This window comes from Pseudomonas sp. NPDC088368 (genome assembly GCF_044753445.1).
GTDB lineage: Bacteria > Pseudomonadota > Gammaproteobacteria > Pseudomonadales > Pseudomonadaceae > Aquipseudomonas > Aquipseudomonas bambusae.
Map to the genome: position 1 here is coordinate 341,770 of NZ_JBIVNG010000006.1, position 14,739 is coordinate 356,508.

Consider the following 14,739-nt stretch of genomic DNA (forward strand, 5'->3'; position numbering starts at 1 on the left):
AAGCATTGCGCAGTAATGGCAAAACCGGACACCTCGGTGTGTCAGGTATATCCCATGCACAGGATTCGTTGTCGCTTCGCAACAGATCGCAGCCAAGCCAATTCCCACGCCTTCGGCAGAGGCGGGACTGTGTCATATCAAATGCATCGCGGCAGGGCCACCCCATTCACACTGAACTGTGACCCACCCTGCGGGTCGATTTGAAACGATGCGCGACGCAGCCTTTTGCGTCGCGCCGACTTTTCGACTCGACAAGGAACCCGCCCCATGTCCAGCAAAACCGTCGCCGATTACCTCGCCCAGACCCTCGCCGCTGCAGGCGTTTCCAAGATATGGGGGGTGAGCGGCGACAGCCTGAACGGGCTGACCGACAGCCTCGAACGGCTGGGCAAGATCAAGTGGATGCACACTCGCCACGAGGAGGTCGCCGCGTTTGCTGCCGGGGCTGAGGCCGCGTCCACCGGTAAGCTGGCGGTCTGCGCAGGCAGTTGCGGTCCGGGCAATCTGCACTTGATCAACGGCCTGTATGACTGCCACCGTAGTCGCGTGCCGGTGCTGGCGATTGCCGCGCAGATCCCGTCCTCGGAAATCGGCCTCAACTATTTTCAGGAAACCCACCCCACCGAACTGTTCAAGGAGTGCAGTCACTTCGTTGAAGCGGTGAGCAGTGCCGAGCAGTTTCCTCGCGTGCTGGAACGGGCCATGCGTGCGGCCATCAGTGAGCGGGGCGTCGCGGTGATTGTGATTCCGGGCGACGTTGCGCTATTGCCTGCGCCTGAAGCCAAACCGGCGTGGGTCGACGTCAGCTCTGCGCGGGTGATCCCCGCCGAAAAGGATTTGCAGCAACTGGTGACGCTGCTCGACAAGTCGAAAAGCGTGACGATTCTGGCCGGTGCGGGCTGTGCCGAAGCTCACGATCAAGTCGTCGCGCTGGCCGAAAAGCTGTCAGCCCCGGTGGTCCACGCGCTGCGCGGCAAGCAGTACATCGAATACGCCAACCCCTTCGACGTGGGCATGACCGGCCTGATCGGCTTCAGCTCGGGCTACCACGCGATGATGTCCTGCGACACGTTGTTGATCCTGGGCAGCAGTTTTCCGTACCGCAATTTCTACCCGGAAAAAGCCAACATCATTCAGATCGATATCGATGCGGCGGCCCTCGGTCGTCGTGTACCTCTGACCCTGGGGCTGGAAGGCGGTATTGCCGAAACCATCATTGCGCTGCTGCCGAGAATCAAGCCGCACACCGACCGGAAGTTTCTCGACAAGGCACTGGATCACTACGCCAAGGCCCGCGAAGAACTGGACGAACTGGCCACGCCGTCGCCCCACGGCGAGCCGATTCACCCGCAGTACCTGACGCGCATGGTCGATGCCTACGCCGACCCGGACACGATCTTCACCGTCGATGTCGGCACCCCGACGTTGTGGGCGGCGCGCTACCTGACCATGAACGGCCAGCGTTCACTGCTGGGTTCGTTCAATCACGGCTCCATGGCTAATGCCATGCCTCAGGCGTTGGGGGCGAAAGCCGCGTTTCCACAACGCCAGGTGGTGGCGCTGTGTGGCGATGGCGGGCTGTCGATGCTGCTGGGCGACTTGCTGAGCATTCGCCAGCTCAACCTGCCGATCAAAATCGTGGTGTTCAACAACAGCTCGTTGGGCTTTGTCGCGATGGAGATGCAGGCCAGCGGGTACGTGCCTCACGATACCGATTTCAATGCCACCAATTTCGCCAACATCGCCATCGGCGCGGGCATTCTCGGGATTCGCGTGGAAGATTCGGCCGACCTGCCCAACGCCCTGAAAAAGGCCTTCGAGCATCCGGGGCCGGTGGTGGTGGACGTGGTCACCGCAAAACAGGAACTGGGCCTGCCGCCGAAAATCAAACTGGCCCAGGCTAAGGGTTTCAGCCTGTTCATGCTCAAGGCGGTGATGAGCGGCAAGGCCGATCAGGTGCTGGAATTGGCGAAAACCAACTTCCGCTAGAGCAATGGGCTATCTGTAGCCGCCCGCCAAGCCGGACGGCTACAGGTGTCTTACACCACGTTCAAGCACTTACGAAACAATCGCTGCAACGGCAACTGCCGATTGGCATGGCGCATCACCACAGCCAGTTCGCGGTAGAAGGTCAGGGCGCCGAGGTCGATGACCCTGATCTGCGTTGCACGCTCCAGCCAAAGCCCGGCCCTTGGCACCAGCGACACGCCCAATCCTGCCTCGACCATCCGCACAATCGCGTCCACTTCATCCAGTTCCAGGCCCGGCTGCGTGTCGATTTTCTGTTCACGCAGGAATCGGGTCACCTGCCGTCCGCCAAACGAATGCCGGTCATAGCGCACGAAACGCTGTTCGCGTAGCAGCTCAAGCGGATCGTCTCCTTTTACAGAGGCCGGGGCGATGAGCACGAACGGCTCGCGCTCGATGACCTCAAGGTGCAATTCCTTTGGCAGCGAGAAGGGCGGACGGATCAGGATCGCCAGATCGATTTCCCCTGCGTCGACGCGGTTCAGCAGCGTCTGCGACACGCCGGGCACCACCTTGGCTTCGACGGTCGGCGCCAGCGTGTTGAGCTGCACCAGCGCAGCGGGCAGCAGCCCGGTCTGCACGGTGGCGATGGCGCCGATCACCAGTTCGCCGTAATACCCACTGTCAGCCGTCGGCGCCGCCATGCGTTCGAATCGCTCGACAATGTCCTGCGCCATCGGCAACGCCCGCTGCCCGGCAGCGTTGAGCGTGGCGCTGCGACCACTGCGGTCGAACAGCGTCGTGCCCAAGGCTTTTTCCAGGGTTCGGATTTGCGCACTGACCGCCGATTGGGTCAGGCCAATCTGATTGCCCGCCGCAACGAACGTACCCAGTCGCTGGACCGTGAGAAAGGTTTTCAGCTCGCGAATCATGGCAACTCACTGATCGAAATTATTGTGGCTCGACGCGAAAATTATGATCTTTCAATCAAGGAATCAATGGGTAAAGATGGCCGCATCCCGAAAAGAGGAACATTGCCGTGACCGCTACCACCCGAACGATCTCGCCGTTTCACCTCGCCATCCCCGTGTACGACCTCGCGGCTGCGCGGCATTTCTACGCCAACGTGTTCAACCTGCCGGAAGGCCGCTCAAGCGATCACTGGGTGGACTTCGATTTCTTCGGTCACCAACTGGTGATCCACGAACACCCTAAAACCGATTCCCAGGCCCACGCCGGCAGCAACGCGGTGGACGGCCATGACGTGCCGGTGCCGCATTTTGGCGTGGTGCTGGGCTGGGAAGAATGGGAAGCGCTGGCGGACCGTTTGAAAGGGCAGGGCGCGAAGTTCGTGATCGAACCTTACGTGCGCTTCAAGGGCCAAGTGGGCGAGCAGGCGACCATGTTCCTGTTCGACCCCTGCGGCAATGCGCTGGAATTCAAGGCGTTTAAAGACATCGGGCAGTTGTTTGCGAAATGAATCTTTGAAACTGGGTCTTGAGACCCCTACGACCTGTGGGAGCGAATTCGCTCCCACAGTGAACTCTACGAGACCTCAAGATTTACGATAATTGGATCCCGCTTAAACATCGTTAGATGAATGTCTCAGCGTTTTTAGATGTTCTTTCTACGTCTATAAAGTGACCGATAAGTTTCATCGACGACCGGTCTCAACTCCTTTGATTATCGGCCGAAGTATATTTCAGGCCGCGTCTTCCCTTTCTCCGCTTAAACCCGTAAAAAGCCCGGCGCGCGCCTGACCGGCCACGCATTCCCGTCGCTGTCATTCTTGGTTATGGACACAATCGTATGATCAAAAGTCTGGGTTTCAGCAGAAAGATCCTGCTGGCCGCTGCACTGATAGTTGTTGTTGCTTTTAGCTGTTTCATCCTGGTCAACGATTACCGCCAGCGTGAAACTCTCAAGAACAGCGTTGACGCCGAATTACAACAACTGGGAAGTCTGACCACGCAAAACATCCAGACGTGGCTGGACAGTCGGACCCAACTCCTCAACTCCATGGCCCAGCAAGTGGCGGCCGACGGTCCATCCGCGAGCAGCCTGCAGCGCATCGTTGGCCTGCCGGTGTACGGCGACAATTTCCAGCTGAGCTATTTTGGCGGCAAGGACGGCGTGATGTTCTCGGTGCCTGCGGGCAACCGTGCGGCCGATTACGACCCTCGCGCCCGTGGTTGGTATAAAGCAGCGGATGCGGCGCAAGGCATTATCGTGACCGAGCCTTACATTGCCGCGTCGTCTGGCAAGCTGGTGGTGACCCTGGCCACGCCGGTGCGTCAGCAGGGTCAGATGATCGGTGTCGCAGGGGCAGACATTGCTTTGGACGCCATCAGTAAGACCATCAACTCCCTGAACTTCGGCGGGCACGGCTATGCGTACATCGTCAGCGCCGACGGCAAAATCCTGATTCACCCGGACAGCAAACTGCTGCTCAAGAACGTCAGCGAGGCCTATCCGAACGGCGCACCGAAAATCGTGCCCGGCGTGTACCAGATCGAGTCCGGTGGCAAGGCGCAGTTCATCTCGTTCACCAAGGTCGAAGGCCTGTCCTCGGCGAACTGGTACGTGGCGTTGGTGCTCGACCAGGACACCGCCTATTCGATGCTCAGTGAGTTCCGTTCCTCGGCCATCACCGCGATGGTCATCGCCGTGGCGATCATCATGGTGCTGCTGGGCTTGTTGATTCGCGTCCTGATGCAGCCGCTGCACCAGATGGGTCGCGCCATGCAGGACATCGCCGACGGCGAGGGCGACCTGACCAAACGCCTGTCGATCGTGTCGCAAGACGAATTCGGCGCGCTGGCACAGTCGTTCAACCGCTTCGTCGAGCGTATCCACGGCTCGATCCGCGAAGTGGCGTCCACGGCAGGGCAGTTGGGTGAGGTCGCGGCCCGTGTGGTCGGCGCGTCCAACTCGTCCATGGGCAACTCCGACCAGCAGGCCAGCCGCACCAGCAGCGTGGCCGCCGCGATCAATCAACTGGGTGCCGCTGCCCAGGAAATTGCACAGAACGCCGCGCTCGCGTCGCAGCATTCCAGCGAAGCCACGCAACTCGCCAGCGAAGGGCAAGGCGTCGTGACCCAGACCATCAAGGCGATGAATCAGCTGTCGGACAAGATCAGCGAATCGTGCGTGAACATCGAAACGCTGAACGCCAAGACCGCCAACATCGGCCAGATTCTGGAAGTGATCACCGGCATCTCTCAACAGACCAACCTGCTGGCGCTGAACGCGGCCATCGAAGCGGCGCGTGCGGGTGAAGCGGGTCGTGGTTTTGCGGTGGTGGCCGATGAAGTGCGGAATCTGGCGCACCGCACCCAAGATTCGGCGCAGCAAGTGCAGGGCATGATCGAAGAGCTGCAAGTCGGCGCCCGCGACGCGGTGGTCAATATGACCGAAAGTCAGCGTCAGAGCGAAAGCAGCGTGACCATCGCCAACCAGGCCGGCGAACGCCTCAACAGCGTGACCCGCCGCATCGGCGAAATCGACGGCATGAACCAGTCGGTAGCGACGGCGACGGAGGAGCAGACAGCGGTGGTCGAGTCGATCAACGTCGACATCACCGAAATCAACACGCTGAACCAGGAAGGGGTCGATAACCTCAAGTCGACGCTGGACGCCTGCACCCACCTGGAACATCAGGCCGCGCGGTTGCAGCATCTGGTGGGGACGTTCCGGATTTAAAACGGCCGGCTGGCGGTATTTGGCGGGTGTACGCGTAATCACTGTGGGAGCGAATTCATTCGCGAAGCGGGTCTTTAAGCGATGGAGATGTGTCGCCTGTACCGCCTTCGCGAATGAATTCGCTCCCACAGGTGGTGTTGCCAGCGTGAGTTCTGCGGTGCTTGATCGTTCAGCATCTAAAGAGCTGTGGCTCGCCGTATTTGGCGGGTGTACGCGTAATAACTGTGGGAGCGAATTCATTCGCGAAGCGGGTGTTTAAGCGATGGATATGTGTCGCCTGTACCGCCTTCGCGAATGAATTCGCTCCCACAGGTCGTGTTGCCAGCGTGAGTTCTGCGGTGTTGGAAAGATCCGTATCTTAGGATGCGGGGCTTATCGTATTGGGCAGATGTAAGCGCAATAACTGTGGGAGCGAATTCATTCGCGAAGCGGGTCTTCAGGCGATGGAGATGTGTCGCCTGTACCGCCTTCGCGAATGAATTCGCTCCTACAGGTCGTGTTGCCAACTGGGTTGCAGGGGTGCTCTCACTCAAGGCTGTTCAGGCAATCCGGCAGCCCTGCGCAACCCCAGATGCAACGCTGTGCCGAACATTTGCCCGTGGTTCCGGCCATTGAATTGTTGGTAACTGGCTTCACTCCCCGGCAGTTTTGCCAAGTGCTCGGCCAACAGTCGATTGGCATCTTTGGGCACCGCTGACATGGCTCTTCTTCTTTCCTCGGAACCCCCGTCGAATTGCGCGATGGGCGGTTTGCCTTCCCGTTCCCCTTTAACCAGCCGCACCGTGCGCGTTGTGCCAGCAGGAAACGCCGTCAGCGCCATACCGTTGTCGTACGTAATCGGCTGATACCAGAGCGAGGCGCTGGCGGCGATCCATGTCTGGAATGCCTCGGGTCGCTGCAGCAAAGCATAGAGCGTGAACAGTCCGCCAAACGAATGCCCCCACAAGCTCTGCCGTTTCAGGTCGACGCAGTACCGCGCCTGCACCTGAGGTTTGATCGTCGCCAGGATCAATTCCAGAAACGCTTTCGACGTCTCCCCGGTGTAATCCCGTGTGCGCTGTTCGCCGTCGTAGGTCCCGTCGATGTCGTAGCCGATCATCACCAGCAGCGGCGGGGCGCCTGCGCTCAATTCGCCCAGCCAGTCGTCCTGCACCTCGGCCATGACGTTGTTGCCGTCCAGCAAATACATGACCGGGTAGCCCGACGCAGGCGGTGCACTGCGCGGGATGCCGATGTCCAGCCGGTAATGCCGTTGATGATCGGGGGAGTCGATGTTCAGACGTTCGAAGCGGTAGTGGGCAGAGCCGATTTCAGCCAAGGGGTGAGTCTCCTGATGGTCGGCGATTGCCAGCAAAGGCAGCGCGCCGAGCACGATAACGGTCAGCGATTTCATCCAGTTCATCGGAGCGTGCCGGAAAGTGAGGGTTCACCAGCGTGCCCCGGCGCGTGCCGGTTGTCTATTCCGCGTGCGCCCTAAACCGGCACTTTGCGCGAACATGTCGACAAAATCCGCGAAAAATCTCGCATCAAATGGTCAACGAACTGTTATCCGAGGTTCATCCACGGGTCATGGAAATGCCACATGGTCTCTCTAATGTCGGTCGCACCGAGCACGCTCCAGGACGGACCGGGCGGCTGACATTCACCCCTGGCAGGACGCCGGAACCGAAACACATGACAAGAGAAGCCCCATGAACGCAGCTATCCATGTCGACCGTTTGAACAAGACATTTGCCCGCAAAACCGCTCTGGTTGACCTCGCATTGTCTATACAACCCGGAGAAATGGTGGCGCTGATCGGCGCTTCCGGCTCGGGCAAATCCACCCTGTTGCGACATCTGGCCGGACTCGCCTGCTGCGATCGCAACAACGGCGGCAGCGTCCGCGTGCTGGGCCGTGAGGTTCAGGCGGCGGGTCGCCTCAATGGCCAGGTCCGCCGTCTGCGCGCCGACATCGGCTACATCTTTCAGCAATTCAATCTGGTCAATCGCCTGAGCGTATTGGACAACGTTCTGCTCGGCTGCCTGGGCCGCATGCCGCGCTGGCGTGGCAGCCTCGGGATGTTCAACGCCGAGGAAAAGGCCCGCGCCATGGCCAATCTGGACCGCGTCGGGCTGGCGGATCTCGCTCAGCAGCGCGCGTCGACCTTGTCCGGCGGCCAGCAACAACGGGTCGCCATCGCACGCGCATTGACCCAGCAGGCCGAAGTCATCCTGGCCGACGAGCCCATCGCGTCACTGGACCCCGAGTCCGCCCGCAAGGTCATGGAAATCCTCGCCGACATCAATCGCCAGGACGGCAAGACCGTGGTCGTTACCCTGCACCAAGTGGACTACGCCGTGCGCTATTGCCCACGGGCCGTGGCGCTCAAAGGGGGACGCATTCATTTCGATGGCAATGGCGCCGACCTCAACGGCCAGTTCCTCAACGACCTCTACGGCGCCGACGCCGACGCCAGCCTGATGTTCGCCGATCAGGGCCGCAATCCCAGTCAGCCCCCGCAGTTGGCGCTGGCCCGGGCCTGATTGTTCATCACAGAACAGCACCCCACAACAACACCTCAACCCATGTTCCAGGAGCTCTCCATGTTGAACCGTATCGGTCGCGTGTTCGCGTCTGCCGCTCTCGTTGCCGGCTGCCTGACGGGCACCGCGCACGCAGACGAAAGCACGCTTAACTTCGGCATCATGTCCACCGAGTCGTCGCAGAACCTGAAAAGCGTCTGGCAACCGTTCCTCGACGACATGTCGAAAAAGACCGGCCTGAAAGTCAACGCCACCTTCGCTTCCGACTACGCGGGTCTGATTCAGGGCATGCGTTTCAACAAGGTCGACGTGGCCTGGCTGGGCAACAAGGCGGCGATGGAAGCCGTGGACCGTTCCGGTGGCGAGATCTTCGCCCAGACCGCTGCCGCCAACGGCGCGCCGGGCTACTGGAGCGTAATCATTGCGCGCAAGGACAGCCCGATCAATTCCATCGACGACATGTTCAAGCACGCCAAGGAACTGACCTTCGGCAACGGTGACCCGAACTCCACCTCCGGCTACCTGGTGCCGGGCTATTACGTGTTCGCCAAGAACCACGTCGATGCCGCCACTGCCTTCAAGCGCACCCTGAACTCCAGCCATGAAGTGAACGCCCTGAGCGTCGCCAAGGGCCAACTGGACGTCGCGACCTTCAACACCGAGAGCTGGGACCGTCTGGAAGTCACCCAGCCGGAAAGCGCCGCCAAGCTCAAGGTGATCTGGAAGTCGCCGATCATCCCGGCCGACCCGATGGTCTGGCGCAAGGGCATGTCCGATGAAACCAAAAACAAGGTTCGCGATTTCTTCGCCAATTACGGCGACACCGACGAGGAAAAGGCCGTGCTGAAGAACATGCAGATGGGCAAGTTCCTCAAGTCTTCGGATGACCAGTTGCTGACCATCCGCCAGCTGGAGCTGTTCAAGCAGAAGACCGAAACCACCGCCAGCACCAGCCTGAGCGCCGATGAAAAGACCGCGAAGCTGAAAGAAATCGACGCGGGCCTGACCAAGCTGCAAGACCGCATCACCGAGCTGGAAAAACAGAACACCGCCAAGGCGGGTTGACCGGCTGAACGGCACGGCGCGGTGGCCTGACCGCTGCGCCTGCCTCAACCCCCATTTCACACCGGGACACTGTCATGAGCACTCACGCTGTATACGCTGACCCCGTCGGCAAGCGCACCTGGCCGCAATACCTGGGCTGGGGCATCTTCTTCGCGATGATGGCCTGGGCCTGGCACGGCGCCGAGATGAACCCGCTGGCGCTGGTCCGCGACTCCGGCAACATGGCGACCTTCGCCGCCGACTTCTTCCCGCCTGATTTCCACGAATGGCGCTCGTACCTCCAAGAAATGATCGTCACGGTGCACATCGCCTTGTGGGGCACGCTGCTGGCGATCGTCTGCTCGGTGCCACTGGGCGTGCTGTGCGCTGACAACATCACCCCGTGGTGGATTCATCAACCGCTGCGCCGGGTCATGGATGCCTTCCGCTCCATCAATGAAATGGTCTTCGCGATGCTGTTCGTGGTCGCGGTCGGTCTTGGCCCGTTCGCCGGGGTTCTGGCCTTGTGGATCAGCACCACGGGCGTGCTGGCCAAGCTGTTCGCCGAGGCCGTCGAAGCCATCGATCCCGGTCCGGTGGAAGGGGTGCGCGCCACGGGTGCCAGCGCCTTGCAGGAAGTGATTTTCGGGGTCATTCCGCAAGTCATGCCGCTGTGGATTTCCTACGCCTTGTACCGCTTCGAATCCAACGTGCGCTCGGCGACGGTGGTGGGGATGGTCGGCGCAGGCGGCATCGGCGTGATCCTCTGGGAAAACATCCGCGCGTTTCAGTTCACCCAGACCTGTTCGGTGCTGCTGGTAATCATCGTGGTGGTCAGCGTCATCGACATCTTCTCCCAGCGCCTGCGCAAGCAGTTCATCTAACGATCACGACAGGAGAGGGTGCGAACCCTTTTTTTAGCCATGCACTTGTCTAGACAATCCGAACCCGTCTATAGGGAACTCGCAGACACCCTGCGCAACGAGCTGAACCACTACATCGCCGGCGAATTCCTGCCCGCTGAGACCCAGCTGGCCGCGCGCTTCGACGTCAACCGCCACACCGTGCGCCGGGCCATCGACGAACTGGTGCGCGAAGGCAGCCTGTTGCGCCGCCAGGGCAAAGGCACGCAGGTGCTGGGCCGTCCGCTGGTGTACCCGGTGGCCGCCGAGAGCGCCTACAGCCAGTCGTTGTCGGCCTTGGGGCATGGCGTCGAGGCGGTGCTGTTGCAGCGTCGCCACTGCGTCGCCACCCGCGAAGAGGCCGAGCATCTGGGCCTCGAAGAACACGCGCCGCTGATCGAACTGCAAACCCTGCGCCGCCTCGATGGCCAGCCGGTGAGTCTGATCCGCCACCGCTATTGCGCCAGCCGTGCCGCGCTGGTGGCCGATTACAAAAGCGGCTCGGTGCGCCAGTACCTCGCGTCCCGCGACCTGCCGTTGACCCGCACCTTCAGCCTGATCGGCGCTCGTCTGCCCAGTCGCGAAGAGGCCGGCGTGTTGCTGATGCCGCGCCACTTGCCTGCGCTGACGGTGCTCACCCTTTCCCGCGATGCCGACGGACACCCGGTGGAGATTGCCCATTCCACCAGCCGCTCCGACCGCTTCCAGTATCAGATTGTCACCTGATGGAGATGCCCTCGATGACTGCTTCATCCGCTTTCACCACACCCCCCGAACACGCGGCACGCCAGCACTGGATCGGCGTGTTGTCCCGCACCCAACGCAAGGATTTGCAGCCTCACGAAGACGCCCTGCGCGACGTCGAGTATCAGCTGATCCGCGCCCCAGAAATTGGCATGACCCTGGTCCGTGGTCGCATGGGTGGCAGCGGGGCAGCGTTCAACCTCGGCGAGATGACCGTGACCCGCTGCGTGGTGCGCCTCGGCGACGGGCGCACCGGTTACAGCTACCTGGCTGGGCGCGACAAGGCCCACGCCGTACTGGCCGCCCTGGCCGACGCTCACCTGCAAGGCGCGCAACAGGCCCACTGGCTGCGTGAACTGATCGAACCCCTGGCTAAGGCCCACGCCGAACGCCGGTCCCAACAACACGCCGAAACCGCCGCGACCAAGGTGGACTTCTTCACGCTGGTTCGAGGAGAAAACTGATGAACACGACGCTCGCCACCGCTTCGCTTTTACAGCCTGCCTTCGCTGACCCGGTGCTGGACGCCCAGCGCAGTTTCCGCGCCGCCCTCAAGGCCCTCGCCGGACCGGGGGTGGCCCAGAGCCTGTCCTCGGCGCAAATCCCGCCGCACCTCGAAGGCCTCGCTTCGGCCAGTCACGCCCTGTGCCTCGCCTTGCTGGACGTCGACACGCCGCTGTGGCTGGCGCCGACGTTCGACACCCAGGCGATTCGCGCCAACCTGACGTTTCACTGCGGTTGCCCCATCGTCAGCGACCGGCAGAACGCTCGCTTCGCCTTGCTCGATGACAGCCAGCTCCATGACCTGAGCGGCTTCGACCTGGGCAACGACCGCTACCCAGATCAGTCCTGCACGCTGCTGGTCCAGTTGCCGAGCCTGCAAGGCGGTCGCCAGTTGGCCTGGCAAGGGCCGGGCATCGAGAGCAAAAACCACGTCAGCCTGCCGTTGCAGGACGCCTTCTGGGCCGAGCGCAGTGCACGCAATGACTTCCCCCGTGGCATCGACGTGTTCTTCGTCGCGGGCAGCGAACTGATGGGACTGCCGCGCAGCACCCGCGTCCTGTCGAATGGAGGTGTCTGATGTACGTTGCCGTGAAAGGTGGCGAACAGGCCATCGACAATGCTCACGCGCTGCTGGCGAAAAAACGCCGGGGTGACACGTCCGTCCCAGAGCTGGGCGTCGAGCAGATTCGTCAGCAATTGCCCCTGGCCGTCGCCCGGGTCATGACCGAAGGCTCGTTGTACGACACTGAACTCGCCGCGCTGGCGATCAAGCAGGCAGCGGGCGATCTGGTGGAAGCGATCTTCCTGCTGCGCGCCTACCGCACCACGCTGCCGCGCTTCGCCGCCAGCCTGCCTATTGACACCTCGGCGATGCAGATCAGCCGTCGACTGTCGGCAACCTTCAAGGATGTGCCCGGCGGTCAACTGCTCGGCCCGACCTTCGACTACACCCACCGCCTGCTGGATTTCACCCTGCTGGCGGAAGGCGAGTTCCCCGGTCCGCAAACCCGCCCTGACGCCACCGTCGAGGCCTGTCCTCGGGTCTCGGGTCTGTTGGCAAAAGAAGGCTTGATCAAGGACGAACCGGACACGGGCGCGCCGGTCGCGGACATCACCCGCGAGCCGCTGGAATACCCGGCCAGCCGCGCGGAACGCCTGCAAGCGCTGGCCCGTGGCGACGAAGGTTTCCTGTTGGCACTGGGCTATTCGACCCAGCGCGGCTATGGCCGCAACCACCCGTTCGCCGGGGAAATTCGCGTCGGTGAGGTCGAGGTCTGGATCGAGCCGGAAGAGTTGGGCTTTCCGATTGCCATCGGCGCCATCGAGGTCACCGAGTGCGAGATGGTCAACCAGTTCGTCGGCTCCGCAACCGAGCTGCCGCAGTTCACCCGAGGCTACGGCCTGACCTTCGGTCACGCCGAGCGCAAGGCCATGGGCATGGCGCTGGTGGACCGTTCGCTGCGCGCCGGGGAGTACGCCGAAGAAGTCGTCTCGCCCGCGCAACAGGAAGAATTCGTCCTCGCTCACTGCGACAACGTCGATGCCTCGGGCTTCGTGTCGCACCTGAAACTGCCGCACTACGTGGACTTCCAGGCCGAACTGGAACTGATCCGCAAGCTGCGCGCGCCTGCAAAGGAGTCGGCCCAATGAACGCCGCCACTGACCCTCGACAACAACCTCGCCCGCAGCGCGACGAGGCGTACAACTTCGCCTACCTGGACGAACAGACCAAACGCATGATCCGTCGTGGCCTGCTCAAGGCCGTGGCGATTCCCGGTTATCAGGTGCCGTTCGGCGGCCGTGAAATGCCGCTGCCCTATGGCTGGGGCACCGGCGGCATGCAGCTGACCGCCGCAATCCTCGGCGCCGAAGACGTGCTCAAGGTCATCGACCAGGGCGCCGACGACACCACCAACGCGGTGTCGATCCGCCGCTTCTTTGCCCGCACCGCTGGCGTTGAAACCACCGAACGCACCCCGGACGCGACGATCATCCAGACCCGCCACCGCATGCCGGAAACGCCGCTGCACGCCGACCAGATCATGGTCTTTCAGGTGCCGATTCCCGAGCCACTGCGCTTCATCGAGCCCTCGGAAACCGAAACCCGCACCATGCACGCGCTCAATGATTACGGGGTGATGCACGTCAAGCTGTACGAAGACATCGCCACCTTCGGCCACATCGCCACGGCCTACGCCTACCCGGTCATGGTGGACGAGCGCTACGTGACGGACCCGTCGCCGATCCCGAAATTCGACAACCCGAAACTCGACATGAACCCGGCCCTGATGCTGTTCGGCGCCGGTCGCGAGAAGCGCCTGTACGCCATTCCGCCCTACACCCGCGTCACTAGTCTGGACTTCGAGGATCACCCCTTCGAAGTGCAGAAATGGACACACAACTGCGCCATCTGCGGCAGCCATGACTCGTTCCTCGACGAGCTGATCCTCGACGATCAAGGCACCCAGAGCTTCGTCTGTTCCGACACCGACTACTGCGCGCAACGGGTCAACGAGGGGAGGGCGAAGCCATGATCGCTGCCAGAAAGCTGCCACCGGAGGCGATCACCGATCGCAGCCAGCCGCTGCTCAAGGTCAAGGGCCTGGGCAAATTGTACGGCCCGGAAAAGGGCTGCCAGGACGTCAGTTTCGACCTCTACCCCGGTGAAGTGCTGGGCATCGTCGGCGAGTCGGGCTCGGGCAAATCGACCTTGCTCTCGCTGCTCAGTGGCCGTTGCCCGCCAGACAGCGGCGTCATCGATTACCGCGACACGCATGGCAACTGGCTGGACCTCTACAGCGCCAGCGAAGCCCAGCGCCGCACCTTGCTGCGCACCGAGTGGGGCTTCGTCGAGCAAAATCCTCGCGACGGTCTGCGCATGGCCGTTTCGGCAGGCGCCAACATCGGCGAACGCTTGATGGCTCAGGGCGTGCGCAACTACCAGCAACTACGCGCAGCGGGGCTGGACTGGCTGAATCAGGTGGAGATCGACCCGGCGCGCATCGACGACCTGCCGCGGACCTTTTCCGGCGGCATGCAACAGCGTTTGCAGATTGCCCGCAACCTCGTGTCCGGCCCGCGTCTGGTGTTCATGGACGAGCCCACCGGCGGCCTCGATGTGTCGGTGCAGGCGCGCTTGCTCGACCTGATGCGCGGCCTGGTGCGTGAGCTTGACCTGGCGGTGGTCATCGTCACACACGACTTGGCCGTGGCCCGTCTGCTGGCGGACCGGCTGATGGTGATGCGCCGTTCCCACGTCGTCGAAACCGGCTTGACCGATCAGATCCTCGACGACCCGCAACACCCGTATTCGCAGTTGCTGGTCTCTTCCGTGCTGCAACCTTGAATGC

At 61.9% G+C, this 14,739-nt stretch carries 14 protein-coding genes and 1 pseudogene; 13 read left to right on the plus strand and 2 right to left on the minus strand.

Going from position 1 to position 14,739, the window contains the following annotated elements:
* Positions 1-267: 267 nt before the first annotated feature.
* Entirely contained in the window at positions 268-1,989 is a 1,722-nt protein-coding gene (gene poxB / locus ACIQAL_RS15620; RefSeq protein WP_401146876.1) for a ubiquinone-dependent pyruvate dehydrogenase, read from the plus strand.
* A 50-nt stretch (positions 1,990-2,039) separates the two neighbouring features.
* Here poxB and ACIQAL_RS15625 read toward each other — a convergent pair whose 3' ends face one another.
* Positions 2,040-2,900 (minus strand): LysR family transcriptional regulator, encoded by an 861-nt coding sequence (locus ACIQAL_RS15625; protein WP_401146879.1) that lies wholly within the window; start codon positions 2,898-2,900, stop codon positions 2,040-2,042.
* Positions 2,901-3,007: 107 nt separating this feature from the next.
* On the opposite strand from ACIQAL_RS15625, the gene ACIQAL_RS15630 reads away from it, so the two are divergent.
* From ACIQAL_RS15630 to ACIQAL_RS15640, 3 genes and pseudogenes are all read left to right on the plus strand, one after another.
* Positions 3,008-3,448: a VOC family protein gene (locus ACIQAL_RS15630; RefSeq protein WP_401146880.1), complete on the plus strand. Its 441-nt coding sequence runs from the start codon at positions 3,008-3,010 to the stop codon at positions 3,446-3,448.
* 329 nt (positions 3,449-3,777) lie between these two features.
* Positions 3,778-4,812 (plus strand): annotated as a pseudogene (locus ACIQAL_RS15635) (cache domain-containing protein); the annotation flags it as partial.
* Between the two features lie 93 nt (positions 4,813-4,905).
* The gene (locus ACIQAL_RS15640) at positions 4,906-5,670 is read left to right on the plus strand and encodes a methyl-accepting chemotaxis protein (protein ID WP_401147148.1); all 765 of its coding nucleotides are present in this window, start codon (positions 4,906-4,908) and stop codon (positions 5,668-5,670) included.
* Between the two features lie 529 nt (positions 5,671-6,199).
* Here the strand turns inward: ACIQAL_RS15640 and ACIQAL_RS15645 are convergent.
* The gene (locus ACIQAL_RS15645) at positions 6,200-7,072 is read right to left on the minus strand and encodes an alpha/beta hydrolase (RefSeq protein WP_401146881.1); all 873 of its coding nucleotides are present in this window, start codon (positions 7,070-7,072) and stop codon (positions 6,200-6,202) included.
* Between the two features lie 289 nt (positions 7,073-7,361).
* On the opposite strand from ACIQAL_RS15645, the gene phnC reads away from it, so the two are divergent.
* The 9 genes from phnC (at position 7,362) to phnK (ending at position 14,735) form a co-directional block, all read left to right on the plus strand.
* Positions 7,362-8,195, plus strand: coding sequence for a phosphonate ABC transporter ATP-binding protein (gene phnC, locus ACIQAL_RS15650; RefSeq protein ID WP_401146883.1), 834 nt, complete (start codon positions 7,362-7,364; stop codon positions 8,193-8,195).
* 60 nt (positions 8,196-8,255) lie between these two features.
* Positions 8,256-9,260 (plus strand): phosphonate ABC transporter substrate-binding protein, encoded by a 1,005-nt coding sequence (gene phnD / locus ACIQAL_RS15655; RefSeq protein ID WP_401146885.1) that lies wholly within the window; start codon positions 8,256-8,258, stop codon positions 9,258-9,260.
* Positions 9,261-9,334: 74 nt separating this feature from the next.
* Complete coding sequence (gene phnE / locus ACIQAL_RS15660) at positions 9,335-10,123, plus strand: phosphonate ABC transporter, permease protein PhnE (protein WP_341964380.1); 789 nt, start codon at positions 9,335-9,337, stop codon at positions 10,121-10,123.
* Between the two features lie 39 nt (positions 10,124-10,162).
* The gene (phnF, locus tag ACIQAL_RS15665; RefSeq protein WP_401146887.1) at positions 10,163-10,867 is read left to right on the plus strand and encodes a phosphonate metabolism transcriptional regulator PhnF; all 705 of its coding nucleotides are present in this window, start codon (positions 10,163-10,165) and stop codon (positions 10,865-10,867) included.
* A 14-nt stretch (positions 10,868-10,881) separates the two neighbouring features.
* The gene (gene phnG, locus ACIQAL_RS15670; RefSeq protein ID WP_401146890.1) at positions 10,882-11,349 is read left to right on the plus strand and encodes a phosphonate C-P lyase system protein PhnG; all 468 of its coding nucleotides are present in this window, start codon (positions 10,882-10,884) and stop codon (positions 11,347-11,349) included.
* Positions 11,349-11,966, plus strand: coding sequence for a phosphonate C-P lyase system protein PhnH (phnH, locus tag ACIQAL_RS15675; protein WP_166597774.1), 618 nt, complete (start codon positions 11,349-11,351; stop codon positions 11,964-11,966). Before phnG ends, phnH begins: the two co-directional genes overlap by 1 nt.
* Entirely contained in the window at positions 11,966-13,039 is a 1,074-nt protein-coding gene (locus ACIQAL_RS15680) for a carbon-phosphorus lyase complex subunit PhnI (protein ID WP_401146893.1), read from the plus strand. Before phnH ends, ACIQAL_RS15680 begins: the two co-directional genes overlap by 1 nt.
* Positions 13,036-13,923: an alpha-D-ribose 1-methylphosphonate 5-phosphate C-P-lyase PhnJ gene (locus ACIQAL_RS15685; RefSeq protein ID WP_401146895.1), complete on the plus strand. Its 888-nt coding sequence runs from the start codon at positions 13,036-13,038 to the stop codon at positions 13,921-13,923. The genes ACIQAL_RS15680 and ACIQAL_RS15685 overlap by 4 nt, the downstream gene beginning before the upstream one ends.
* Positions 13,920-14,735 carry a phosphonate C-P lyase system protein PhnK gene (gene phnK, locus ACIQAL_RS15690; RefSeq protein ID WP_401146897.1) on the plus strand — a complete coding sequence of 272 codons (816 nt, stop codon included), beginning with the start codon at positions 13,920-13,922 and terminating at the stop codon, positions 14,733-14,735. The genes ACIQAL_RS15685 and phnK overlap by 4 nt, the downstream gene beginning before the upstream one ends.
* The last annotated feature ends 4 nt before the right edge of the window (positions 14,736-14,739 follow it).